The sequence below is a fragment of the Geodermatophilus marinus genome (genome assembly GCF_003428645.1).
Lineage (GTDB): Bacteria > Actinomycetota > Actinomycetes > Mycobacteriales > Geodermatophilaceae > Geodermatophilus.
In genome coordinates, this window is record NZ_QVQH01000030.1 from 24,001 (window position 1) to 46,815 (window position 22,815).

Below are 22,815 nucleotides of genomic sequence, written 5' to 3' on the forward strand. Positions count from 1 at the left end.
GTCGGGTCAGCGGCGCCCGCGCAGCCAGGGGGCGAACCACCGGGTCAGCCGGGGCATGATGACCTGCCCCAGCAGCACGACGACGACCGTGGCCGACAGCAGCAGCCGGGCCGGCAGCGGCCAGGAGACCAGCCACGGTCCGAGCAGCAGCTGGAACGCCAGGGTGATGGTGAAGACGGCGGCGATGGTGAGCAGCGTGAGCCGCCAGCGCGGGCCCGGCCGCGGCGGGGTGAGCGCGGTGAAGAAGCTGTCGAGGCCCGCCACCCGGGCGTAGTCGGCGCTCTCGGCCAGGTGCTCGACCCGCTCGAGGGCGGCCTGCCGCTCGGGTGAGCGCTCCCAGCGGGCCAGGGACTCGCCGTCGGCGAACCGGTACACCAGGTGGTAGCGGTCGGAGCCCGGCCCGGGCCGCAGCAGGCTGGTGCCCAGGTTGCCGGGGAAGGCCCCGGCCAGGCCGAGGACCTCGGCGGCCCACTGCTCGAACGCCGCCCGCTGGTCGGGGCGCACGTCACGGGCCACGGTCACCGTGACCGGCTCGGCGACCGCGGCGACGTGGGCGGGGGCGATGGCACCGGAGGCGGCACCGGAGGCGGCACCGGAGGCGGCACCGGAGGCGGCACCGGAGGCGGCACCGGCCGGCGTGCTGGGCTCGGGACGTCGGGGCACGCAGGGTCCAGCGCCGCGACCGGCCCGGCCCTTCCCGGCCCTCGGGTGACCTGGCTCGCCCCGGCCCCGTCCTCCCCCGCCGGCGCGCGGCGGTGCCCCGCTCCGGGCCGCGGGGGACACTGGGCCCCGTGCCCGAGGGAGACACCGTCTGGCTGGCCGCGAAGCGGATGAACACCGCGCTCGCCGGTGCCCGGCTGCGCCGCGGCGAGCTGCGGGTCCCCCAGCTGGCCGCCACCGACCTCGCCGGGCGGACGGTCGCGGAGGTGGTGCCGCGCGGCAAGCACCTGCTCACCCGCTTCACCGACGGCTGGACGCTGCGCACGCATTACCGCATGGACGGCTCCTGGCACATCTACCGGCACGGCGCCCGGTGGCGCGGGGGCCCGGCGTTCTCCATCCGCGCGGTCCTGGCCACCGACCGGTGGGACTGCGTCGGCTACCGGCTGCACGACGTCGCCCTGGTGCCCACCACCCAGGAGGACACCGTCGTCGGGCACCTCGGCCCCGACGTGCTCGGCCCCGACTGGGACCTCGACGAGGCGCTGCGCCGGCTGCGCTCCCACCCGGACGAGCAGATCGGGGTCGCGATCCTCGACCAGCGGAACCTGTGCGGCCCGGGGAACCTCTACAAGGTCGAGGGGCTGTTCGTCTGCGGCGTCCACCCGTGGATGCGGGTGGCCGACGTCGCGGACCTCCCCGGGCTGGTCGAGCGCACCCGGGCGCTGATGCTCGCCAACCGCGACCGCCCCGAGCAGAGCACCACCGGCGACCTGCGCCGCGGCCGCGACCACTGGGTCTACGGCCGCAAGGACCGCCCCTGCTACCGCTGCGGCACGCCGGTCCTGCGCGGCGACCAGGGCCCCGACCTGCAGGAACGGATCACCTACTGGTGCCCCACCTGCCAGGCCACCGACGCCCCCGTCGACCCGCGGGCCCGCACCGGGGAGCCGGACCACCCGCCCCCGCTGGCCGGCGCCCACTGAGGAGGTGCTGCCCCCGCTGCGGACGCCGGCGGCGGGCCGGACGGCCTACTGCTCAGGCCGCTGGACGGGCTGCTGGACGGGCTGCTCGGCCTTCTCGAACGACGGGGCCGGCGTCCCCGGGCCGATGGCGCCGGCCGCGCCGGTGCCGCCCTCGACCGCGGTCTGCCCGCCCATCGAGGCGCGGATCTGGTCCAGCCGCGAGGCGCCGGCCACGTCGAGGGTGGCCTTCTCCACCTCGAGCATCCGGCCCTCGACGGAGCTCTGGGCGAGCTCGGCCTGACCCAGGGCGTTGGCGTAGCGGGCCTCGATCTTGTCGCGGACCTCGGAGAGGCTCGGGGTGTTGCCCGGCGCGGAGAGCTCGTTGACCGACTTCATCGAGGCGGCGACGTGCTCCTGCATCTTGGCCTGCTCGAGCTGGCTCATCAGCTTGGTGCGCTCGGCCAGCGTCGTCTGCAGCCGCATCCGGCTCTGCTCCACCGCCCCGCGGGCCTGCTCGGCGGCCTGCAGCGCCTCGTCGTGGCTGCGCTTGAGGTCCTCCATCGACTGCTCGGCGGCGACGAGCTGGGTGGCGAAGGCCTGCGCGGCGTTCTCGTACTCCGCCGCCTTCGCGGCGTCCCCCTTGGCCCGCGTCTGGTCGGCGAGGACCAGCGCCTGGCGGGCGGAGGCCTGCAGCTTCTCGACCTCGCCGAGCTGCCGGTTGAGGCGCATCTCGAGCTGCCGCTGGTTGCCGAGCACGGCGGCCGCCTGGTTCGCGAGGGCCTGGTGGCGCTGCTGCTCGGCCTCGATCGCCTGGGCGATCTGGATCTTCGGGTCCGCGCGCTGGTCGATCTGCGCGTTCGCCGAGGCCGTGAGGTACTTCCAGAACTTCACGAACGGGTTGGGCATGTGCTCCTCCTGCTCCGCGCGGGTCGTCCGCGGCCGGGCTGCCGGTCCGGCGGGCCGCAGCGGTCGTCGTCGTCCCCCATCGTCCCAGGTGCGGTACCCCCCGGGCCACCAGGGAGACCCCGGAGCGGTCCCCCGATAGGGTCGGTCCATGGCGGGCGGTGACGCGGTCCTGAGCGTCCTGGGCGAACTGGTGGTCGACCTGATCCCCGATCCCGATCCCGCGGCCGACCCGCTGGGCACCGCTCCCCGCTACGTCGCCCGCCCCGGGGGCAACGCGCTCAACGTGGCGGTGGCCGCCGGCCGGCTCGGCGTCCCCGTCCGCCTGCTCGCCCGGCTGGGCACCGGGCCGCTGGCCGCGGGCCTGCGCCGGCACGTCGAGCTGGCCGGCGTCGACCCGGGTGGGCTGGTCGTGGCCGGTGAGCCGGTCAGCCTGGCCGTGGTGGGGTTGGGCCCCGACGGCTCCCCCGACTACGGCTTCCACGTCCTCGGCGCGGCCGACTGGCAGTGGACCGACGACGAGCTGGCCGCCGTCCTGCCGCCGGCCACCGCGGTCCTGCACGTCGGGTCGATCTCCAGCTGGACCCCGCCGGGGTGCGAGGCGATCGCCCGGCTCGTCGAGCGGGTGGCGGCCTCGGGCCGGGCGCTGGTCAGCGTCGACCCCAACATCCGGCCGATGCTGGCCGACGGGCCCGTCGGGACGGCGCTGGGCAACACCGCCGCCGACGTCCGGGCCCGGCTCGGCCGGCTGCTGGCGGTGGCCGACGTGGTGAAGGTCAGCGCCGAGGACCTCGCCTGGCTCGAGCCCGAGGCGCTCGACGACCTCGACGCCGCCGCCGAGCGGTGGGCCGCCCGGGGCCGGGGGCTGGTCGTGCTGACCGACGGCGGGGCACCGCTGCGGGTGGCCCGCCCCGGCCGGCCGCTCGTGCACCGCGAGCCACCGCGGGTGACCGTGGTCGACACCGTCGGCGCCGGTGACTCGCTGGCCGCGGGGCTGTTCGCCGGCCTGCTCGACGCGGGCGTCACCACCCGCGCGGCCCTCGACCGGCTCGACGACGACCGGCTGCTCGCCGTGGTGGACGACGCCGCCCTGGTCGCCGCGCTCAACTGCACGCGCCCCGGCGCCGACCCGCCCACCCGCGCGGAGCTGGCCGCGGCCCGGCGGTGACCCCCGCCCTCGTCGCCCTCTCCGACCTCTCCGCCGGGGTGGTGCGCGCCCGGCTGCTGGCCGCGCACGACCGGTTCTGGGACGTCGACACCCGCGCCCGCCACGACCCGGTGTGGTTCGACCAGTTCGGCGGTTTCGGCGTGCTCGCCCGCAGCGCGGACGGCGCGGACGCCGGCTACCTGCTCGGCGTGGTCACCGCCGACCGCCTCGCCGTCGTGCACCTGCTGGCGGTCCGCGACGACGTCCGCCGCCGCGGTCTGGGGCGGGCGCTGCTCGGGTGGTTCACCGACCTGGCGGCGGGCACCGGGGCGCGCGTCGTCCAGGGCGTCGCCCGGCCCGGGGACACGGCGGCCCTGGGCCTGGCCGCCGCGCTGGGGGCCGTCCCGCACCCGGCGCCGGACCGCGAGGGCCCGGGGCAGGACCGGGTGGTGCTCACCCGGTCGCTGCGCACCTGATCAGCCGTCGAGCAGCCAGACCGCGGTGTCGGGCGGGAGCCGATCGCCGACGTCCGCGCTGGCCAGCGCGACCGCGCCGTCCCCCGGGAGCGGGACCGGGGTGGCGGACAGGTTGACCAGGCACCGGAAGCGGCGACCGCGGCGGAAGGCGAGGACGTCCTCCCCCGCCTCCAGCCACCTCAGGTCCTCGCCGGCCAGGTCGGGCAGCTCGCGGCGCAGCCGGAGGGCGGTGCGGTGCAGCCGCAGGGTGGAGCCCGGGTCCGCCTCCTGGGCCGCCACGGTCAGGGTCGACCAGCCGGCCGGCTGCGGCAGCCACGGTTCGACCCCGTCGGCGGTGAAGCCGAACGGCGGTGCGTCGCCCGACCAGGGGATCGGCACCCGGCACCCGTCGCGGCCGCGGGCCGTCCGCCCCGACCGCTCCCAGGTGGGGTCGGTCAGGACGTGCTCGGGGAGGTCCTCGACCTCCGGCAGCCCGAGCTCCTCCCCCTGGTACAGGTAGGTCCCGCCGGGCAGCGCGAGGGTCAGCAGGGCGGCGGCGCGGGCGCGTCGCAGGCCCAGGTCGAGGTCCGCGGGCGCCCCCGGGGTGTCGAAGCCCATGGTGGCCGCGCCGCTGTCGGCCCGGCCGAACCGGGTGACGTGGCGGGTCTCGTCGTGGCTGGACAGCACCCACGTCGGTGGTGCGCCGACCGGTCGCAGCGCGTCGAGCGTCCCCTGCACCACCTCGCGCAGCCGCCGGGCGTCCCAGGGGGCCTTCAGGTAGTCGAAGTTGAAGGTGGTGTGCAGCTCGTCCGGCCGGACGTAGCGGCTCAGGCGGTCCGGGCCGTTGACCACCGCCTCGGAGACGAACAGCCGGTCGCCGGGGTAGGCGTCACCGATCCGCCGCCACCGACGGAAGATCTCGTGCACGGCGTCGACGTCCCAGTGCGGGTTGTCGACCCACTCGCTGGAGGCGAACAGCGCGCCGGGCGCGTGCCCGGCGTCCGGCAGGCCGGGGAGCTTCGCCATGGCCGGGGCCGCGTCGACCCGGATCCCGTCGACGCCGCGGTCGAGCCAGAAGCGGAGCACGTCGTCGAACTCGGCCCGGACCGCCTCGTGCGCCCAGTCCAGGTCGGGTTGCTCCGGGGCGAACAGGTGCAGGTACCACTGCCCGGGCCGGCCGTCGGGCTCGCGCACCCTCGTCCAGGCGGGACCGCCGAACGCGCTGATCCAGTCGTTCGGGGGCAGCTCCCCGCCGGCCCGGCCGTCCCGGAAGAAGTAGCGCTCCCGTTCGGGGGCGCCGGGACCGCCGGTCAGCGCGGCGACGAACCACGGGTGCTGCGCGGAGGTGTGGTTGGCGACGAGGTCGACGACGAGGCGCAGGCCGGCCGCGTGCGCCTCGGCGATCAGCGCGTCGACCTGGCCGAGGGTGCCCAGCCTCGGGTCGATGTCGCGGTGGTCGCTGATGTCGTACCCGCCGTCGGCCAGCGGTGACGGGTACCAGGGCGTGACCCACACGGCGTCGACGCCCAGGCCGGCCAGGTAGGGGATCCGGGACCGCAGCCCGTCGACGTCCCCCATCCCGTCACCGTCGGAGTCCTGGAAGCTGCGCAGGTACACCTCGTAGACGACGGCGCGCCGCCACCACGGTGGCCGGTCCGGGAGGGCCCCGGTGGGCATCGCGCGCTCCCGTCGGTGCATCGGTGTCCGGACGCGCGGGACGGCGCCGGGGGCCTCGCGGGCCCCGGCGCCGTCCGCGGGGCTCAGGCCGCGCCGGCGCGGTGCGCGCCGCCCGACGGGCCCGGCGACCCGCCGGACTCACCGCTGATGGTCTGCCCCTCGCGCTGGGCCTGCTGGACCTGCTCCTCCCGGTCCTCCACGGCCATCTGCGTCAGTCGAGCGCCGGCCTCCGCGTCACGGGTGAGGTTCTCGCCCGACTCCGGGTCGAAGACGTGCACCTTGCGGGCGTCGAGCCAGAACTCGGCCTCCCGGCCCTCGCGGATGCGGCTGGTCGCGTCGATGGACACGATCGCCTGGGTGCGCAGCTCCTCCGAGTCCAGCTCCTTCGCGAGGTCGCGCAGCTCGGTGCGGATGGAATCCGGTGCCTCGTAGGGGATGTAGGCGTACTGCGAGTCCCCGAGCCACTCGGTGACGTCCACCGGAGCGCGGAAGGTCGAGCCGTGCGGCCGCTTGGCCTCGTCGACCAGCGTGGCGTCCTCGAAGTACTCCGGTCGGATGCCGACGAGCAGCAGCTCGCGGCCCTGCACCGCGGCCAGCCGCTTCTCGTCGAGCGTGATCTCGGCGAAGGGCGTCCGCAGCTTGTCGCCCTCCAGCGTGGCCGGCAGGAAGTTCATCGGCGGGGACCCGATGAAGCCCGCCACGAACAGGTTGACCGGCTGCTCGTAGAGCTCCCGGGGGGAGGCGACCTGCTGGATCTTCCCCTTCCGCAGCACGCACACCCGGTCCCCGAGGGTCATCGCCTCGGTCTGGTCGTGGGTGACGTAGACGGTGGTGATGCCCAGACGGCGCTGCAGCCGGGAGATCTCGGTGCGCATCTGCCCGCGCAGCTTGGCGTCGAGGTTGGACAGCGGCTCGTCGAAGAGGAAGGCCTCGGCCTGCCGGACGATCGCCCGGCCCATCGCCACCCGCTGGCGCTGACCGCCGGAGAGGTTGGCCGGCTTGCGCTCGAGGTGCTCGTTGAGCTCGAGCACGTCGGCCGCCTCGGTCACCCGGCGGCGCACCTCGTCGTCCGGGGTCTTCGACAGCCGCAGCGGGAACGCGATGTTCTCGTAGACGGTCATGTGCGGGTAGAGCGCGTAGTTCTGGAAGACCATCGACAGGTTGCGGTCCCGCGGGGCGAGGTCGTTGACCCGCTTCCCGCCGATGACCATGTCCCCGCTGGTGATGTCCTCCAGCCCGACGATCATCCGCAGCAGCGTCGACTTCCCGCAGCCGGAGGGGCCGACCAGGATCATGAACTCGCCGTCGGCGATGTCCAGGCTGACGTCGTTCACGGCGGGGAAGCCGTCGCCGTACTGCTTGACGATGTTCTTCATCTCGATGGAGGCCATCAGATCTCGTCCTCTCGGGAGGTCGGTGGGATGCGCAGCACCGGGGTCAGCCCTTCACGGCGCCGTTGGTGAGGCCGGCGACGATGCGCCGCTGGAAGAGCAGGACCAGGACGACGACGGGGATGGTGACGACCACGGCCGCGGCCGCGATCGCCCCGGTCGGGTCCTCGAACTGCGAGGCGCCGGAGAACAGCCCCAGCGCCGCGGGCACCGGCCGCGCCGCGCTCGTCGACGTCAGCGAGATGCCGTAGGCGAAGTCGTTCCAGGCGATGAAGAAGGCGATGATCGCCGTGGTGAACACACCGGGAGCGGCGAGCGGGACGATCACCTTGCGGAACGCCTGCCAGTTGGTGGCGCCGTCGACCTGGGCGGCCTGCTCCATCTCCCACGGGATCTCGCGGAAGAACGCCGACATCGTCCAGATGGAGATCGGCAGGGTCAGCGACAGGTACGGGATGATCAGCCCGGGCCAGGTGTCGTACAGCCCGATCTGCCGCCACAGGTTGAACAGCGGCGTGACGATGGAGATGACCGGGAAGATGGCCACCGCCAGCGCCGTCGAGAGGATCAGCGTCTTCCCCCGGAAGTCCAGCCGGGCGATCGCGTAGGCGGCGAACATCGCCAGGATGCACGAGATGGCCGTGGCGATCAGGCAGATGCCGAAGCTGTTGCGCAGCGCCGGCAGGAAGAGGTCGCTCGCCGTCCCGGTGATGATGGTCGAGTAGTTCTCCCACGTCGGGTTGGACGGCAGGAACTGCCCGTTGAAGATGTCAGCCGGCGCCTTGAACGACAGCGACACGATCCAGGCGATCGGGAACAGGCAGTAGATGACGATCGCGATCCCGCCGACGATCCACCAGTTTCTCTCCCGACGAGACATCTACTTGTCCCCCCTCGCCTGCGACAGATCGACTCGGAAACCCTTGATGAAGCTGAACGCGATGAGCACCACCGAGAGGAAGAGCAGCACCGAGACCGCCGAACCCAGTCCGATCTCCACGCGGGCGATGGTCTGCCGGTAGGCCAGGAAGGAGACGGTCTCGGTGTTGTTCGCGCCCGCGGTCATGATGAAGATGGCGTCGAAGATCCGGAACGCGTCCAGGGTCCGGAACAGCAGGGCCACCATGATGGCGGCCTTCATGTTCGGGAGCGTCACCCGCCGCATCCGCTGCCACCAGGTCGCCCCGTCGACCTTGGCGGCCTCCTGGAGGACCTCGGGCACCTGCGCGAGCCCGGCCAGGAGCAGCAGGGAGATGAACGGCGTCGTCTTCCAGATCTCGGCCAGGCAGACCACCGCGATGGAGGACCACTGGCCACCGAACCAGTCGGTGGTCTCCGAGACGCCGGGGAGCCAGGCGAACCAGTTGTTGACGAAGCCGGTGTCGATGTCGAAGGCGAACGCCCAGGCGAACGCGGACACGACGGTGATGACCGCGTACGGGATGAGGATCGCGGCGCGGAGGGCCGGGCGGATCGCGCTCAGCGCCTTGGCCATGACCAGGGCCAGCGCGAACCCGAGGACCAGCTCCACCGCGACGGTCACGACCGTGATGACGACGGTCACCCACAGGGACTGCCACCACAGGCCGTCGGTGAGGACGACCGCGTAGTTGGACAGCCCGGTGAACGACCGGTTCTCCGGGTCGGTCAGCCGGTAGTTGAACAGGGAGTAGTAGACCGCCTGGAGGATCGGGTAGGCGGTGACCAGGAGCATGACGAGGAACGCCGGGCCGGCCAGCAACCAGCCGAGCCGACGCTCGGCGCGCGATCGGTCACTCAGCCCCCGTGCAGGCGCCGAGACCGGTTGGGTCTTCTCCGTGGGGGGAAGCGTCGTCTGGGTCATAGCAGCTGCTCTCCTGCCAGGACGGCCTCGATCAGGGCCTGGGCCTGCTCACCGGTCTGCGGACCGACGCTGGACGGCGGGTGGTACTCGCGCTGGAGCGCTCCGGAGACCTCGCTGTAGTACGGGGTCTGCGGCCGGGGCGCGGCCAGTTCGAGGGATTCCCGGATGGTGTCGGCCATCGGGAACACCTCGAGGACCTCCGGGTCGTCGTACACCGACGCCTTCGAGGCCGGGTTGCCGTTGGTGATGAAGTAGTACGCCTGGTTCTCCTCCGAGACGATGCACTCGGCGGCCTCGAAGGCGGCGTCGACGTTCTCGCTGAAGGCGCCGATGCCGATGTTGATCCCGCCGTACGGGGGCGCGGTCTCCTCGTCCTCGTTGACCCGCGGGTACAGCGCCCAGCCGATGTCGTCGGGCAGGGACTCGTCCAGCGTGCCGGCCTCGACCCCCGCGAGGGCGCGCGGCCAGACGAACGGCCAGTTCACCTGGAACCCGCCCTGCTCGCCCTCGAACTCCGTCGCGCTGGTGTCCTCGCTCGACGTCGAGAACGCCGGGCCGACGACGCCGGAGGTGGCCACGGCGTTCATCACCTCGGCGGCCCGGTCGGCCGCCTCCGTGGTGAGCCCGAACTCGATGCCGGTCGGGTCCTCGGGCGAGTTCTCCTGGATGATCGAGCCACCGGCGGACTCGATCAGGGCGTTGAGCCAGACGACGAGCGACTCGGACCGGCGCCCCTGCGCGCTGAGGATGACGTCCTGGTCCTGCGCCGCCTGGATCAACTGGTCCCAGGTCACCGGCTGGCTCATGTCCAGGCCGGCCGCCTCCACCACCGAGTTCCGGTACCAGAGCAGCTGGGTGTTGGCCCAGAACGGGATGGTGACCAGCTCGTCGTCCCAGGTCGCGCCGTCGATGGCGGACTGGACGACGTCCTCGCTGGTCCGTTCGGCGACGTCGTCCGGGACCGGGGCGAGGAAGCCCGCCTGGGCGAACTCCGGGATGTACGGCGGGTCCAGGCTCATCAGGTCGATCGAGCTGTCGTTGGCCGCCAGCCGGCGGACGAGCTGCTCGCGCTGGGCGGGCGAGTCACGGGGCAGCTGCGAGACGGTGATGGTGTACGCGCCGTTCGACTGCTCGGAGCACCGTGCCGCGATCTCCGCCTGCCCGCCGGAGTCGGGGTTGATGTACCAGTTCAGGACGTTGGCGCCGCCGCCCTCACCACCGCAGGCGGTGAGGGTGGAGGCCAGTACGAAGGCACCGGCCATGCCACCGAGCGCACGCCGGCGCGAGGGGAGGACGCGACCAACCGGCGGCGCCCCGTTGCCTGTTCTCGACACGAACATCGCCTCCGTTGGCGAGGGAGTCTTCGATCACCGCGGTCTGCCTAACGTGGCCCAGGCCACAAGGGCTGTCAACTCGAACGAGACCCCGCCGTGACACGCGGCTGACCTGCGTCGACCCCCGTACCGGAACGGGTCAGGTGCGCCGCGCGATGATCGACGGCGTGGTCATCTCCTCGGGTGTCCGCGCCAGGACGTTCTCGACGTAGGAACGGGTCGCGGCCGTCGTCCCGACGTCGCGCCCCTCGCGCTCGGACAGGAACCAGCGGTGCTCGAGGACCTCGTGGAAGACCTCGGCCGGCTCCAGCCGCCCGGCCAGTTCTGAGGGGATCGCCTCGACGACCGGGCGGTAGACCTCGGCCAGCCAGCGGTAGCCCGCGACCGTCTCGGCGACCGGGGTCCCGCTCCTCTGCTCCAGGTAGGCGCGGAAGGAGCGCAGGTCGTTGAGCAGCCGGCGGGCCTGGTTCTCCTGCACCTCCAGCCCGGTGAGCCGGAAGAGCTCCCGCCGGTTCTGGCCCGGCTCGGCGACCCGCGTCTCCACCCGCAGCCGCGCCCCCTCGGCGTCGGTGACCAGCTCCACCTCCCCCACGTCGAAACCGAGGTCGTTGAGCCGCTGCAACCGCTCGATGACGCGGTAGCGCTGCTCCTCGGCGGTGAACACCTCCTCCCGGGTCACCTCGTCCCACAGCGCCTCGTAGCGCACCGGGAGGCTGTCGGCGACGTCGATCGGGTCGACCTCGGCCGGCAGCAGGTCGCCGGCGCGCAGGTCGAGCAGCTCGGCCCCCACCCGCTCGCGGGCCAGGTCCACGTCGTAGTGGCGCTGGCCGGTGGACAGCCGCGGGTGCCGCTCGGCGGTCTCGGCGTCGACCAGGTAGGCGGCGAGCGTGCCGGCATCGAGCCGGAAGAGGGTGTTCGACAGCGAGCAGTCGCCCCAGAAGACGCCGGCCAGGTGCAGCCGCACGAGCAGCTCCACCTGGGTGTCGAGCAGGGCGTCGACCGAGTGGCCGTGGGTGGGGCGGGAGAACAGGTAGCGGTAGGACATCGAGTACTCGAGGTAGCGCGTGACCAGGACGGCGTCCTGCCCGTCGGGCCGGTCCACGCAGATGCCGAGGACCGAGACCGAGGGCAGGCCCTCCTCCTCGAACTCCCCCAGCAGCGCGTACTCGTGCCGGGCCAGCGGCTCGGGGATCTCCTTGAGGGCGAACACCTGGCCCTGCTCGGCGACGAAGCGGACCACGTGCCGGGAGATGCCGCGCTGGGGGACCTCCAGCAGCAGCGCCGGGTCCCACTCCTCGAGGGGCAGGTGCCAGGGCAGCGCGAGCAGCCCGGCCCCCTCGGTCCCCGGGGGGCGGAAGAGGTACCGCACGGCGACCTCCGTTGGTGACGCGCAGCATCCGCACCGCCCTGCCCGGGCGGTGGTCACCACCCTGCCACGCCGCCCGGTGCGGCGCTCAGGGCCCCGGGACGGCCGGGCCCCCGGTCACCAGCGCCGCCAGCCGGCGGGCCTCGGCCTGCCGCGTGGCCCGGCACCCCGGCTGCAGGACCAGCGAGACGAGCCAGCGGGCGACGACCGCCGCGGCGACCGGGTCGGTGCCCAGCACGCCCGCCAGCCGGGTGACCACCGCGGCCCACCCCTCCGGGGCCGGGGCGAGCACCGCGGCGAGCGCGGCGGGCTCGTCGACGGCCAGACGCCGCAGCACCGGGTGCTCGGCGACCTCCTCGGCCAGGGCGGCCACCGCCGCCCCCGGCGAGGGCCGGCCGGCGGCGAGGTCCCCGAGCCGGTCCAGCTCGGCGGCCAGCAGCGCCAGGGCGACGTCGTCCTTGGTGCGGAAGTGGTTGTAGAGCGTGCCCTTGGCCACCCCCGCGGCGGCGGCCAGGGACTGCATCGTGCTGCGCCGGAGGCCCCGCTCGGCGAACGCGCGAGCGGCCCCCTCCAGCAGCCCGGCGCGGGTGCGGACCATCGCGTTGCCCGCCCGGCTGCGGGTGCCCGGGACGTGCTCCGGGGGCGGCGGGACCGCACCGCCGAGGAGCGTCCGACCGGGGCTCGACACGGCCTCCTGTCTGGCACGCGTCGGCGACCCGGTCAAGCAGGACCGGGCCCGCGCGTGTCGTGGCTCAGGCGGCCAGCGACACCGCCTCACCGTGGCCGAGCGACGCGCGGGCGGGGGCCGGGCCGCCGACCAGCGCGAGCGCCGGCTCCTCGGCGGGCGCCACCCCGGCGCCCTCCGCCGCCGCGACGGCAGGCTCGGCGGGGGCCAGCGGACGGACGCCGCCGTCGGCGTGCCGCAACTCGCGGCTGACCTCGGCGAGCAGGTCGGCGAGCTCCACGTCGAGGGCGTCGCAGATGGAGGCCAGCAGCTCGGAGGAGGCCTCCTTCTGGCCGCGCTCGACCTCGGAGAGGTACCCCAGGCTCACGCGGGCGGCGCCGGAGACGTCCCGCAGCGTGCGGCGCTGGCGCAGCCGGTGGCCGCGCAGGGTGCTCCCGAGCTGGGTGCGCAGCAGCGTCATGGCCGTCTCCTGTCCTGCCGGTGCGGGGTACGGCGGCTCCCTCGAGGGCGCCGTGCGCTCACGGTACGCGGCACCCCCGACGGGGACCGCGCCATCCCGGGCGCGTCCGCTCAGGGCGTAACGCCCCGGGTCGATCGGCCCTTCCCGTCGCCGCGCCGACGGCTCCCGACCCGGCCGCGTCGAGCGGAGGGGGGCGGGGAGGCCGGTGGCCCCGTCCCGGGCCCCGCCCCGAGCCCGCGAGGGGTGGGGAGGACGGTGGCCCCCTGCAGGGTCCCGGCGCGAGCTCGCGAGCGCTGGGGGGCAGGCTTCAGGCGGCGGCGTCGCTGCGGGAGCCGCCGGGGCGTCCCGCGGCCCGACGGGCGGCAGCCGCGCGCATCGCCCGGGCGCTGGTGCGGCGCAGCACCAGGGCCCGCCAGACGTAGTCCAGGCCGGTGAGCACGGTGAGCACCACGGCCACGGCCATCACCCACCAGCGCGCGGTGGCCAGCGCCCCCTCGAGCGGCAGGATGTAGAGGCCGATCGCCAGGGCCTGCACGACCGTCTTGGCCTTGCCGCCCCGGCTGGCCGCGATCACCCCGTGCCGCAGCACCCAGAACCGCAGCAGGGTCACCCCGATCTCGCGGACCAGGATGACCACCGTCACCCACCACGGGAGCAGGGACAGCACCGAGAGGCCGATCAGCGCGGTGCCGGTGAGCGCCTTGTCGGCGATCGGGTCGGCGAGCTTGCCGAACTCGGTCACCTGGCCCCACCGCCGGGCGATCATCCCGTCGTAGCGGTCGGTGATGATCGCCAGCCCGAAGAAGAGCGTCGCCCAGTAGCGCCGGTCGTCGTCCATGCCGCCGTCGGTGAGCAGCAGGGCGGCGAAGACCGGCACCACCGCCAACCGCAGGACCGTCAGCGCGTTCGGCAGGTTGAGCACCCGCTTCGACGCGGGCGGGCTGGCGGCCGGGCCGGCGGGTGGGGTCATGCGCGCACCGCGGGCACCAGCGCGGCGGCGACCAGGTCGATCCCCTCGGTGTCGACGACCTCGGCGGCCACGACCCGGCCGGGGGCGGCGTCCGCCGGCACGCCGGTGACCGTCGTCGTCCCGTCGGACTCGGGGTCCTGGTGCGCGGCGTGGCCGAGCCACACCCCTTCCCCCTCCTCGGGGGAGAGGTCCTCGGTGAGCAGCACCTCGACGCGCTCGCCGATGCGGTCCTCGGCGCGCTGCGCGGTCAGCTCCTCGACCAGGTCGGTGATCCGGCGGACCCGCGCGTCGATCTCGGCCTGGTCCAGCTTGCCGCCCAGGCCGATCGCCTCGGTGCCCTCCTCGTCGGAGTAGCCGAACACCCCGACCGCGTCCAGGCGCGCGCCGGTCAAGAACCGCTCGAGCTCGGCGACGTCCTCCTCGGTCTCGCCCGGGAACCCGAGGATCACGTTGGTGCGGAAGCCGGCCCCCGGGGCGAGGGACCGGGCCCGCTCGACCAGGGCCAGGAAGTCGTCGGTGCCGCCGAACCGGCGCATCCGGCGCAGCAGGCCGGGCGAGGAGTGCTGGAAGGACAGGTCGAAGTACGGCGCCACACCGTCGGTGGTGGCGATGACCTCGAGCAGGCCGGGCCGCAGCTCGGCCGGCTGCAGGTAGGCCACGCGCACGCGGGCGACGCCCTCCACCGCGGCCAGCTGCGGCAGCAGCCGCTCCAGCGACCGCAGGTCGCCGAGGTCCTTGCCGTAGGACGTCGAGTTCTCGCTGACCAGGACCAGCTCCGCCACGCCCTGCCCGGCCAGCCACTGCGCCTCCCCGAGCACCTCGGCCGGCGGGCGGGACACGAAGGACCCCCGGAAGGCGGGGATCGCGCAGAAGGCGCAGCGCCGGTCGCAGCCCGAGGCCAGCTTGAGCGCCGCGGAGGGACCCCCGGCCAGCCGCCGGCGCTGCACCCACCCGTGGCCGGGGATGGCCGGGGCGTCCTCGGCGGCGGCCGCCGCACCGCGGGCCACCGGGCTGATCGGCAGCAGGGTGCGCCGGTCGCGCGGGTCGTGGGGCACCAGCGACCGGCCGGCGAGGACGTCGTCGAGCCGGTGGCCGATCGCGGCGTAGTCGTCGAAGCCGAGCACGGTGGCCTCGGGCAGCGCCCCGGCCAGCTCCGAGCCGTACCGCTCGGCCATGCACCCGACCGCGACCACCCGGGCCCCGGTGTCGGTGGCGGCCAGGATCGCGTCGACCGAGTCCTTCTTCGCCGACTCGATGAAGCCGCACGTGTTCACGAGGACGGCGTCGGCCCCGTCGGGGTCCTCCACGAGCCGGTAGCCGTCGGCGGCGAGCCGGCCGGCCAGCTCCTCGGAGTCGACCTCGTTGCGGGCGCACCCGAGGGTCACCACCGCCACGGTCCGGGCGGGGTCGGGCACGGCGCTCACCGGTCCATCGTAGTCGACGGGCCTGCCGCCCCCCGCCGCGCGAGGACCCCGTCCCCGCGCCCCGCACCGGCTCGGGGTGGGCCTCCGGAGCGGGCCGGCGACGGGCCCCTGCAGCGAGGGCGTCCGGGGATCAGGACTCGCCGCGCAGCGTGAACATCACCGACTCGAGCTCCTCGGGCTTGATGAGGACGTCGCGGGCCTTGGACCCCTCGGAGGGCCCGACGATCCCGCGGCTCTCCATGAGGTCCATGAGCCGGCCGGCCTTCGCGAAGCCGACCCGGAGCTTGCGCTGCAGCATCGAGGTCGAGCCGAACTGGCTGGTGACGACGAGCTCCACGGCCTGGACCAGCAGCTCGAGGTCCCCGCCGATGTCCTCGTCGATCTCCTTCTTCTCGCCACCGCCGGCGGTGAAGACCTCCTCCCGGTACTCCGGCTCGGCCTGCCGCTTGGTGAACTCGACGACCGCCTCGATCTCGGTGTCGGAGACGTAGGCGCCCTGCACCCGCTGCGGCTTGCCCGCGCCGATCGGCATGAAGAGGGCATCGCCCATGCCGATGAGCTTCTCCGCGCCGGGCTGGTCGAGGATGACCCGGCTGTCGGTGAGGCTCGAGGTGGAGAACGCCAGCCGCGAGGGCACGTTGGCCTTGATCAGGCCGGTGACCACGTCGACCGACGGGCGCTGGGTCGCCAGCACCAGGTGGATGCCGGCGGCGCGGGCCTTCTGCGTGATCCGGACGATGCAGTCCTCGACGTCGCGGGGGGCGACCATCATGAGGTCGGCGAGCTCGTCGACGATCGTGAGGATGTACGGGTAGGGCCGGTACACCCGCTCGCTGCCGGGCGGGGCGGTGATCTCCCCGCGCTCGACCTTGCGGTTGAAGTCGTCGATGTGCCGGACCCCGGTGGCCCGCATGTCCTGGTAGCGCTGCTCCATCTCCTCGACCAGCCAGGCCAGCGCGGTCGAGGCCTTCTTGGGGTCGGTGATGATCGGCGTGATCAGGTGCGGGATGCCGTCGTAGGGCGTGAGCTCGACCATCTTCGGGTCGACCAGGATCATCCGCAGCTGCTCCGGGCTGGCCCGCAGCAGCAGCGAGGTCAGCAGCGAGTTGATGCAGCTGGACTTGCCGGCGCCGGTGGCGCCGGCGACCAGCAGGTGCGGCATCTTCGCCAGGTTGGCGCAGACGAAACCGCCCTCGATGTCCTTGCCGAGGCCGACCAGCATCGGGTGCGGGTCCTGCTTGGCCGCCGCCGAGCGCATGACGTCGCCGAGGCTGACCGTCTCGCGGTCGGCGTTGGGCACCTCGATGCCGACGGCGGACTTGCCCGGGATCGGGGCGAGGATGCGGATGTTGTCGTTGGCCACGGCGTAGGCGAGGTTGCGGGTCAGCGCGGTGATCTTCTCGACCTTGACCGCCGGGCCGAGCTCGACCTCGTAGCGGGTGACCGTCGGGCCGCGGGTGTAGCCGGTGACGTCGGCGTCGATGTTGAACTGGGTGAGCACGCCGCGGATGGCCTCGACGACCACGCCGTTGGCCTGCGACTCCTTGCGCGGCGGGGTGCCCGGGCGCAGCAGCGCCACCGACGGCAGCGTGTACTCGCCCTCGACCGGCTCGATCCGCAGCTGCTCGGGCTCGGTGACCGGCTCGAGCTCCTCCGGCGGGGCCGTGCGGTCGACCACCGGGGCCCCGCGCGTGGGCACCGGCGGGGGCGGCGGCTCGACGCGGACGGCGTCGCCGGCCTCGTCGTAGGCGGCGGTGTCCACGGCGGGCAGGTCGACCGGGCCGGTCTCGAGGAGGTCCTCCGACAGCGACGCCCGGCGCCGGGAGCGCCGCGGGGCGGGGAGCTCGGCCGGCTCCTCGTCGTCGCCGTCCCAGCCGTCGTAGCCGTCCTCGTCGTCGTGCGCCCCGTCGTCGGCCTCGTCGTCGGGGGCCTGGCCGAGCAGCCGGTCGCCGAGGTCGCGCAGCCGCTCGGGGATCTGGTGCACCGGGGTGGCGGTGAGCACGAGCAGGCCGAAGAAGGCGGCGAGCACCAGCAGGACGACGGCGACCACGGCGCCGACCCCCGCCTCCAGCGGCGTCCCGACGGCCCAGCCGAGCAGCCCACCGGAGCCGGGGCGCCCGGCGGCCGGCACGGCGGGCTCACCGACCACGTGGGCGATGCCGAGCACCGCGATGACCGTGCACAGCCAGCCGATCGCCAGCCGGCCGCGCGCCTCAGGCCGGGGGCCCCGGCGCAGCAGCCGCAGCGCGGCCAGGAAGAGGACGACCGGCAGCAGCACGACCAGCGAGCCGACGACCCAGCGCACGGCACCGGCCAGCCCCGCGCCCACCGGGCCGATGCCGGTGGTCCACGCGGCGGCACCGAGCACCACGGCCAGGCCGAGCACGGCCAGCCCGACGCCGTCCCGCCGGTGCTCGGGGGCCAGCGGCTCGGCCTCCGCCGGGCGGGCGACCGAGCGGGCCAGGCCGCCGGCACCGCGGGCCACGAGCGACCAGGTGCCGCTCACCACGCCCCACAGGCCGGGGCCCGAGGAACGCGCGGCGGCGGGCCTGCGGCCCCCGGCGGGCCGCTTCGCGGCGGGTCGCTTGGCGGGTGGCCGCTTCCGGGACGCGGTCGACCCGGAGCGGCCGCGCGCGGACGACCGCCCCGAGGTGCGGGTGGTCGTGCTGCGAGCAGGCATGCGTCAGACCGTAATCTCCCCCGGCCCGCGCCGGGGGCAGGCGACGCCGACGTGTCCGCCACCTACGGTCGGGGCATGCCGACGACGTCCCCCGGGAGCCTGCCCCCCGGGAGCTGGCCCACGCCCATCACCTCCGAGCTGGTCGTCCGGGCCGCCGCGCGGCTGGGCGAGGTGCGCGTCGACGGCACGGACGTCTGGTGGTCGGAGGGCCGTCCCGAGGAGGGCGGCCGCTCGGTCGTGGTGCGCCGCTCGGCCGACGGCACCACGACCGACGTCCTCCCCGCCCCCTGGAACGCCCGCACCCGCGTGCACGAGTACGGCGGCGGGGCCTGGGCGGTCCGCGACGGCGTCCTGTGGTTCACCGAGTTCACCGACCAGCGGCTCTACCGGCTCGCCCCGGGGGCGGCGGAGCCGGTGGCGGTGACGCCGGAGCCGGACGTGCCCTCCGGGGTGCGCTTCGCCGACCTGACCGCGACGCCGGACGGCGGGCTGCTCGCCGTCCGGGAGACCCACGCCCCGGGCGGTGCGGCCACCGACGTCGTGAACGAGATCGTCCGCATCCGGCCCGACGGCACGACCGAGGTCCTGGCCGGCGGCACCGACTTCGTCTCCGACCCCCGGCCGGCACCCGACGGCGTCACGTTGGCCTGGCTGCGGTGGGACCACCCGGACATGCCGTGGGACGCCGCGCAGCTGGTCGTCCGGGCCGCCGACGGCACCGAGCACGTGCTGGCCGGGGGGCCGGGCGAGTCCGTGGTGCAGCCGGTGTGGGGCGAGGACCTCGCGCTGTGGTGGCTCAGCGACCGGTCCGACGTCTGGTCGCTCTACCGGCGCCGGCCGCACGGCGAGGTGGAGTGCGTCGCGGACGTCGGCGGCGACATCGCCGGGCCGCAGTGGGTGTTCGGGCAGAGCCGGTACGCGCTGCTGCCCGACGGCCGGGTGGTGCTGGCCTACGCCCGGGACGGTCGCGACCGGCTCGCCGTCGCGGGGGACGGCGGGCCGCGCGAGCTGGACCTGCCGCACACGGTGTTCCGGTACGTCACGGCGGCGGCGGACGGCGCGGTCGTCTGCGTCGCGGCCGGTCCGGCGTCCGAGCCCGTCGTGCTGCGGGTACCGGTGGACGGGGGCGCGGCCGAGGTCCTGCGCCCGGCGCGCGACCTGGGGCTGGACCCGGCCTGGTTCTCCCGGCCCGAGCACGTCACCTTCCCCACCGAGGACCGCGGCACCGGCATCGCGGAGGCGCACGCGCTGGTCTACCCGCCGACCAACCCGGGAGTCGCCGCCCCCGAGGGCGAGCTGCCCCCGCTGCTGGTCGTGGTGCACGGGGGGCCGACGGCCGCGGCCACCGCGGCACTCGACCTCGCGGTGCAGTACTGGACCTCCCGCGGGTTCTGCGTGGCCGACGTCGACTACCGCGGCTCCGCCGGCTACGGACGGCGGTACCGGGAGGCCCTGAAGGGCAACTGGGGCGTCGTCGACCTCGACGACGTGGTGGCCTGCGCCCGGCACCTGGCCGGCACGGGCCGGGTCGACCCGGCCCGGATGGCGATCCGCGGCGGCTCGGCCGGCGGCTACACGACGCTCGCGGCGCTGTGCCTCCGACCCGGCGTCTTCACCGCGGGGGCCAGCCACTTCGGCGTCGCCGACCTCGCGGCCCTGGCCCGGGACACGCACAAGTTCGAGTCCCGCTACCTCGACGGGCTGGTCGCGCCGTGGCCGTCCGGGGCCGACGTCTACGCCGAGCGCTCGCCGTTGACCCACGTCGACGCGTTCGACACCCCGCTGGCCGTCTTCCAGGGCGAGGAGGACCGCGTCGTCCCGCCGGAGCAGGCCGAGTCGATCGTGGCCGGCCTCCGCGCCAAGGGCGTCCCGCACGCCTACCTGCTCTTCCCCGGGGAGCAGCACGGGTTCCGAAGGGCCGAGAGCATCCGGGCCGCCCTCGACGGCGAGCTGTCGTTCTACGCCCAGGTGTGGGGCTTCGACCTGCCGGAGGGCGAGGGGATCGCGCCGGTCGACGTCGTGCGGCCGGCCGGGTGAACGCGGCAGGCCCCTGCGCCGTAGACCACGCCGTGGACCGACTCCCGGGAGCACCGTGACGAGGCCCGCCCGGAGGCGCGGGGGCGCCGGGCCGATCGACGTGCGCGCCGCCTACGCCGCGCACGGGCCGGAGCTGTACCGGTTCGCGCTGCGCCAGCTCGGCGACGACCACAGCGCCCAGGACGTCGTCCAGGAGGTGTTCCTCAAGGCCTGGCGGGCCTCGGGCTCCTTCGACCCGGAGCTGGCCAGCCTGCGCACCTGGCTGTTCGCCATCGCCCGCAACGTGGTGGTCGACGAGGCGCGCCGGAGCGCCGCCCGGCCCTGGCAGCGCAGCCTCACCGAACCGCAGGACGTGCAGCTCCCCCCGGACGGCGGGCTCGACGACCGGGTGGTCGACGCCTGGGTGGTGGAGGAGGCGCTGCGGCGGCTCTCCTCCGAGCACCGGGCGGCGATCGTGCAGACCCACCTGCGCGGCCGTCCCCACGCCGAGGTGGCCGCCGAGCTGGGCGTCCCGATCGGCACGGTGCGCAGCCGCGTCTTCTACGGCCTCAAGGCCCTGCGCCTCGCGCTCGACGAGTTGGGGGTGGAACCGTGAGCGACCTGCCGCGGGAGGAGCACCGCTCGCTCCGCGAGCAGCTGGGTGTGTACGCCCTCGGGCACGGCACGCCGCAGGAGCGCGCGGCCGTGCGGGCGCACCTGGACGGCTGCGCGGAGTGCCGCGCCGAGCTGGCACCGCTGGTGGGGCTGGCCGCCCGGCTGGACGCGGTGGACCCCGACCGCCTCGACGAGACGCCCACCCCGCCGCCCGGGCTCGGCGAGGCGATCCTCGCCCGCATCGCCGAGGAGCGGGCACGCCCGACGCCCCTGGTCACCCGCCGCCGGCTGGCCACGGCCGGGGCGGCCGCCGCCGTCGCGGCGTCGGCGTTCGGCGTCGGCTGGCTGGTCCGGCCGGTGCCCCCACCGCCCCCGCTGGAGGCGGTCGCGGTCGAGGTGCTGGAGCAGGGCGTGCGCGCTACCGCCGACGTCATCCCGCACACCTGGGGGGTGGAGGTCCGGCTGTCCGGCCAGGGCTTCACGGCCGGCGAGGCGCACCGGGTGTGGGTGACCGACGAGGCCGGCGCCGAGGTACCCGCGGGGGGGTTCATCGGCGTGGGGCCGGAGCAGCTGGACTGCAACCTCAACGCCTTCGTGCTGCGCGAGGACGCGGTCGGCTTCACCGTCGTCGACGCCGCGGGGGACGTCGTCCTGACCTCGCGGTTCTGACCCTCCCGGCGCGGCCCGCATGCCCCGGACGCGGCCGCGCCGGGCGGGGTCTCCCCCCGCCCGGCGCGGTCGGTGGCCCCGGCCCACCCCCGTAGGGCCGGGGCCGGTCCTCGGGCTGTCAGCTGCCGTTCGCCGGTACGGTGCGCCCGTCGACGGTGAAGCCGGTGCCGTTGCCGTCCTGGAACACGTCCGGCCCGACGGGTGCCCGGTTGTCCCGGATCTCGGTGCGGGTGACGGTCATGGTCCCGGGCTCGGAGTTCCACAGGCCCCCGCCCTCGGCGGCGGCGGTGTTGCCGGTGACGGCGCTGCGCTCGACGGTGACCGTGCCCGCACCGGTCAGGTGCAGGCCGCCGCCGTTGCCCGGCGCGGCGCCGGTGGTGTTGCCGGTGAGGCGGGTGCGGTCGAGGACGGTCTCCCCGAGGTTGGCCTCCACCCCGCCCCCGGCGCGCGAGGAGCTGTTGCCGCTGAGCACCGACCGCTCGACGACCAGGCGGCCCTGGTCGTTGAGGACACCTCCGCCGGAGCCGGCGGCCCCGTCGGCGCGGTTGTCCCGCACCTCCGTCCGCCGCACGGTGAGCTCCCCGCCGTCGTTGAAGAGCCCGCCGCCGCCGTTGGTGGCCTCGGCGCCGCCGGCGGCGTTGCCGACGACCGTGCTCCGGTCGACGGTCATGGTGCCGTCGGCCGAGTTCCACAACCCGCCACCCTCGGCGGCGGCGGTGTTGCCGGTGACGGCGCTGCGCTCGACGGTGACCGTGCCCGCACCGGTCAGGTGCAGGCCGCCGCCGTTGCCGGGACCGGCGCCCGTGGCGTTGTCCGACAGCGTGGACCGGTGCACCGTGGTGCTGGAGCCGGCCGAGGCCTCGATGCCGCCGCCGGCGCGCACCGCGGTGTTGCCGGTGACGGTGCTCCCCTCCAGGTGCAGCGTGCCGGCGTTGAGCAGGCCGCCACCGGAGGCGGGCACCCCGGTGCCCTGCGCCGCGCCGCCGGTGACGGTGGCGTGCTCCAGCCGCAGCGAGGCCCCGGGGCGGACGTCGAACACCCGGTCCAGGCCGCGCGCGTCGACGGTCGCCCCGCCGCCGCGGATCGTCACCCGGCCGGTCACGTCCAGGTCGCCGGTCGCCGCGGCGTCCTCCCCCGTGCCGCCCAGGGTCAGCGCGTAGGTGTGCTTCCCCAGCTCGATCGTCCCCCCGCCGAGGGCGTTGGCCTCCTGGACCGCCGCGCGCAGCGAGCAGGCGCCGGAGCCGTCGGCGCAGCGGCCGTCCCCCGGCGCGGTGTCCGCGCTGTCGGCGGCCGTGGTGACCCGCAGCCGGTCGCTGGCACCGCGATCGCGGTCTCCCCGGTCGGCACGGTCGTCGGACCCCCAGCTCTCGCCGTGCGGCCGGTCCCCTCCCCAGCGGTGGCCGTGGTCGTCGGCCATGGCGGGGCCGGCCGTGAGCAGGCCCAACGCCACGGCCGAGGCCGCGGCTCCTGCCAGTCGTCTCGTCCGCATGTCGTCGTCTCCCTCGTGGTCCTCCGTGACCGCGCCGGTTGGCGCCGGACGTCAGGGGATACGGGG

Annotated in this window: 20 protein-coding genes; 6 read left to right on the forward strand and 14 right to left on the reverse strand. The window is 75.1% G+C overall.

The window, feature by feature from the left end; all coding sequences use genetic code 11:
* Nucleotides 1–6: 6 nt before the first annotated feature.
* Complete coding sequence (locus D0Z06_RS21945; RefSeq protein ID WP_233517883.1) at nt 7–663, reverse strand: antibiotic biosynthesis monooxygenase; 657 nt, start codon at nt 661–663, stop codon at nt 7–9.
* Nucleotides 664–791: 128 nt separating this feature from the next.
* Here D0Z06_RS21945 and D0Z06_RS21950 point away from each other — a divergent pair, with 128 nt between their 5' ends.
* The gene (locus D0Z06_RS21950; RefSeq protein WP_117379674.1) at nt 792–1,646 is read left to right on the forward strand and encodes a DNA-formamidopyrimidine glycosylase family protein; all 855 of its coding nucleotides are present in this window, start codon (nt 792–794) and stop codon (nt 1,644–1,646) included.
* 45 nt (nt 1,647–1,691) lie between these two features.
* On the opposite strand, the gene D0Z06_RS21955 is transcribed toward D0Z06_RS21950, so the two are convergent.
* Nucleotides 1,692–2,531 carry a PspA/IM30 family protein gene (locus tag D0Z06_RS21955; RefSeq protein WP_117379675.1) on the reverse strand — a complete coding sequence of 280 codons (840 nt, stop codon included), beginning with the start codon at nt 2,529–2,531 and terminating at the stop codon, nt 1,692–1,694.
* A 148-nt stretch (nt 2,532–2,679) separates the two neighbouring features.
* On the opposite strand from D0Z06_RS21955, the gene D0Z06_RS21960 reads away from it, so the two are divergent.
* A complete protein-coding gene (locus D0Z06_RS21960; protein ID WP_117379676.1) occupies nt 2,680–3,696 on the forward strand; it encodes a carbohydrate kinase family protein in 1,017 nt (338 codons plus the stop codon).
* Nucleotides 3,693–4,151 carry a GNAT family N-acetyltransferase gene (locus tag D0Z06_RS21965; protein ID WP_158580057.1) on the forward strand — a complete coding sequence of 153 codons (459 nt, stop codon included), beginning with the start codon at nt 3,693–3,695 and terminating at the stop codon, nt 4,149–4,151. Before D0Z06_RS21960 ends, D0Z06_RS21965 begins: the two co-directional genes overlap by 4 nt.
* Here D0Z06_RS21965 and D0Z06_RS21970 read toward each other — a convergent pair whose 3' ends face one another.
* From D0Z06_RS21970 to D0Z06_RS22020, 11 genes are all read right to left on the reverse strand, one after another.
* Nucleotides 4,152–5,807: a glycoside hydrolase family 13 protein gene (locus tag D0Z06_RS21970; protein WP_117379678.1), complete on the reverse strand. Its 1,656-nt coding sequence runs from the start codon at nt 5,805–5,807 to the stop codon at nt 4,152–4,154.
* Between the two features lie 83 nt (nt 5,808–5,890).
* Nucleotides 5,891–7,198: an ABC transporter ATP-binding protein gene (locus tag D0Z06_RS21975; RefSeq protein WP_117379679.1), complete on the reverse strand. Its 1,308-nt coding sequence runs from the start codon at nt 7,196–7,198 to the stop codon at nt 5,891–5,893.
* Between the two features lie 46 nt (nt 7,199–7,244).
* Nucleotides 7,245–8,078 (reverse strand): carbohydrate ABC transporter permease, encoded by an 834-nt coding sequence (locus D0Z06_RS21980; RefSeq protein WP_117379680.1) that lies wholly within the window; start codon nt 8,076–8,078, stop codon nt 7,245–7,247.
* Nucleotides 8,079–9,041: a carbohydrate ABC transporter permease gene (locus D0Z06_RS21985; RefSeq protein WP_117379681.1), complete on the reverse strand. Its 963-nt coding sequence runs from the start codon at nt 9,039–9,041 to the stop codon at nt 8,079–8,081.
* Nucleotides 9,038–10,303, reverse strand: coding sequence for an extracellular solute-binding protein (locus D0Z06_RS21990; protein ID WP_117379682.1), 1,266 nt, complete (start codon nt 10,301–10,303; stop codon nt 9,038–9,040). Before D0Z06_RS21990 ends, D0Z06_RS21985 begins: the two co-directional genes overlap by 4 nt.
* Before the next feature lie 211 nt (nt 10,304–10,514).
* Nucleotides 10,515–11,744, reverse strand: coding sequence for a DUF4032 domain-containing protein (locus D0Z06_RS21995; protein WP_117379683.1), 1,230 nt, complete (start codon nt 11,742–11,744; stop codon nt 10,515–10,517).
* A gap of 85 nt (nt 11,745–11,829) precedes the next feature.
* Nucleotides 11,830–12,429: a TetR/AcrR family transcriptional regulator gene (locus D0Z06_RS22000; protein ID WP_233517884.1), complete on the reverse strand. Its 600-nt coding sequence runs from the start codon at nt 12,427–12,429 to the stop codon at nt 11,830–11,832.
* A gap of 64 nt (nt 12,430–12,493) precedes the next feature.
* Nucleotides 12,494–12,886, reverse strand: coding sequence for a helix-turn-helix domain-containing protein (locus tag D0Z06_RS22005; RefSeq protein ID WP_117379684.1), 393 nt, complete (start codon nt 12,884–12,886; stop codon nt 12,494–12,496).
* Between the two features lie 307 nt (nt 12,887–13,193).
* Entirely contained in the window at nt 13,194–13,856 is a 663-nt protein-coding gene (gene pgsA / locus D0Z06_RS22010; protein ID WP_117379685.1) for a CDP-diacylglycerol--glycerol-3-phosphate 3-phosphatidyltransferase, read from the reverse strand.
* Nucleotides 13,853–15,280, reverse strand: a complete 1,428-nt coding sequence (locus D0Z06_RS22015; RefSeq protein ID WP_117379686.1) for a MiaB/RimO family radical SAM methylthiotransferase — start codon at nt 15,278–15,280, stop codon at nt 13,853–13,855. The genes pgsA and D0Z06_RS22015 overlap by 4 nt, the downstream gene beginning before the upstream one ends.
* Nucleotides 15,281–15,410: 130 nt before the next feature.
* A complete protein-coding gene (locus D0Z06_RS22020; RefSeq protein ID WP_233517885.1) occupies nt 15,411–17,789 on the reverse strand; it encodes a DNA translocase FtsK in 2,379 nt (792 codons plus the stop codon).
* Nucleotides 17,790–18,035: 246 nt separating this feature from the next.
* Here D0Z06_RS22020 and D0Z06_RS22025 point away from each other — a divergent pair, with 246 nt between their 5' ends.
* Genes D0Z06_RS22025 through D0Z06_RS22035 form a run of 3 tightly spaced genes read left to right on the forward strand, consistent with a single transcriptional unit; the run spans nt 18,036 to nt 21,260 of the window.
* Nucleotides 18,036–19,997, forward strand: a complete 1,962-nt coding sequence (locus D0Z06_RS22025) for a prolyl oligopeptidase family serine peptidase (RefSeq protein ID WP_117379702.1) — start codon at nt 18,036–18,038, stop codon at nt 19,995–19,997.
* A gap of 55 nt (nt 19,998–20,052) precedes the next feature.
* Nucleotides 20,053–20,592 (forward strand): sigma-70 family RNA polymerase sigma factor, encoded by a 540-nt coding sequence (locus D0Z06_RS22030; protein WP_117379688.1) that lies wholly within the window; start codon nt 20,053–20,055, stop codon nt 20,590–20,592.
* Nucleotides 20,589–21,260 (forward strand): anti-sigma factor family protein, encoded by a 672-nt coding sequence (locus tag D0Z06_RS22035; protein WP_117379689.1) that lies wholly within the window; start codon nt 20,589–20,591, stop codon nt 21,258–21,260. Before D0Z06_RS22030 ends, D0Z06_RS22035 begins: the two co-directional genes overlap by 4 nt.
* 118 nt (nt 21,261–21,378) lie before the next feature.
* Here the strand turns inward: D0Z06_RS22035 and D0Z06_RS22040 are convergent, their stop codons facing one another.
* Nucleotides 21,379–22,749 (reverse strand): right-handed parallel beta-helix repeat-containing protein, encoded by a 1,371-nt coding sequence (locus D0Z06_RS22040; protein WP_147332110.1) that lies wholly within the window; start codon nt 22,747–22,749, stop codon nt 21,379–21,381.
* Nucleotides 22,750–22,815: the final 66 nt, after the last annotated feature.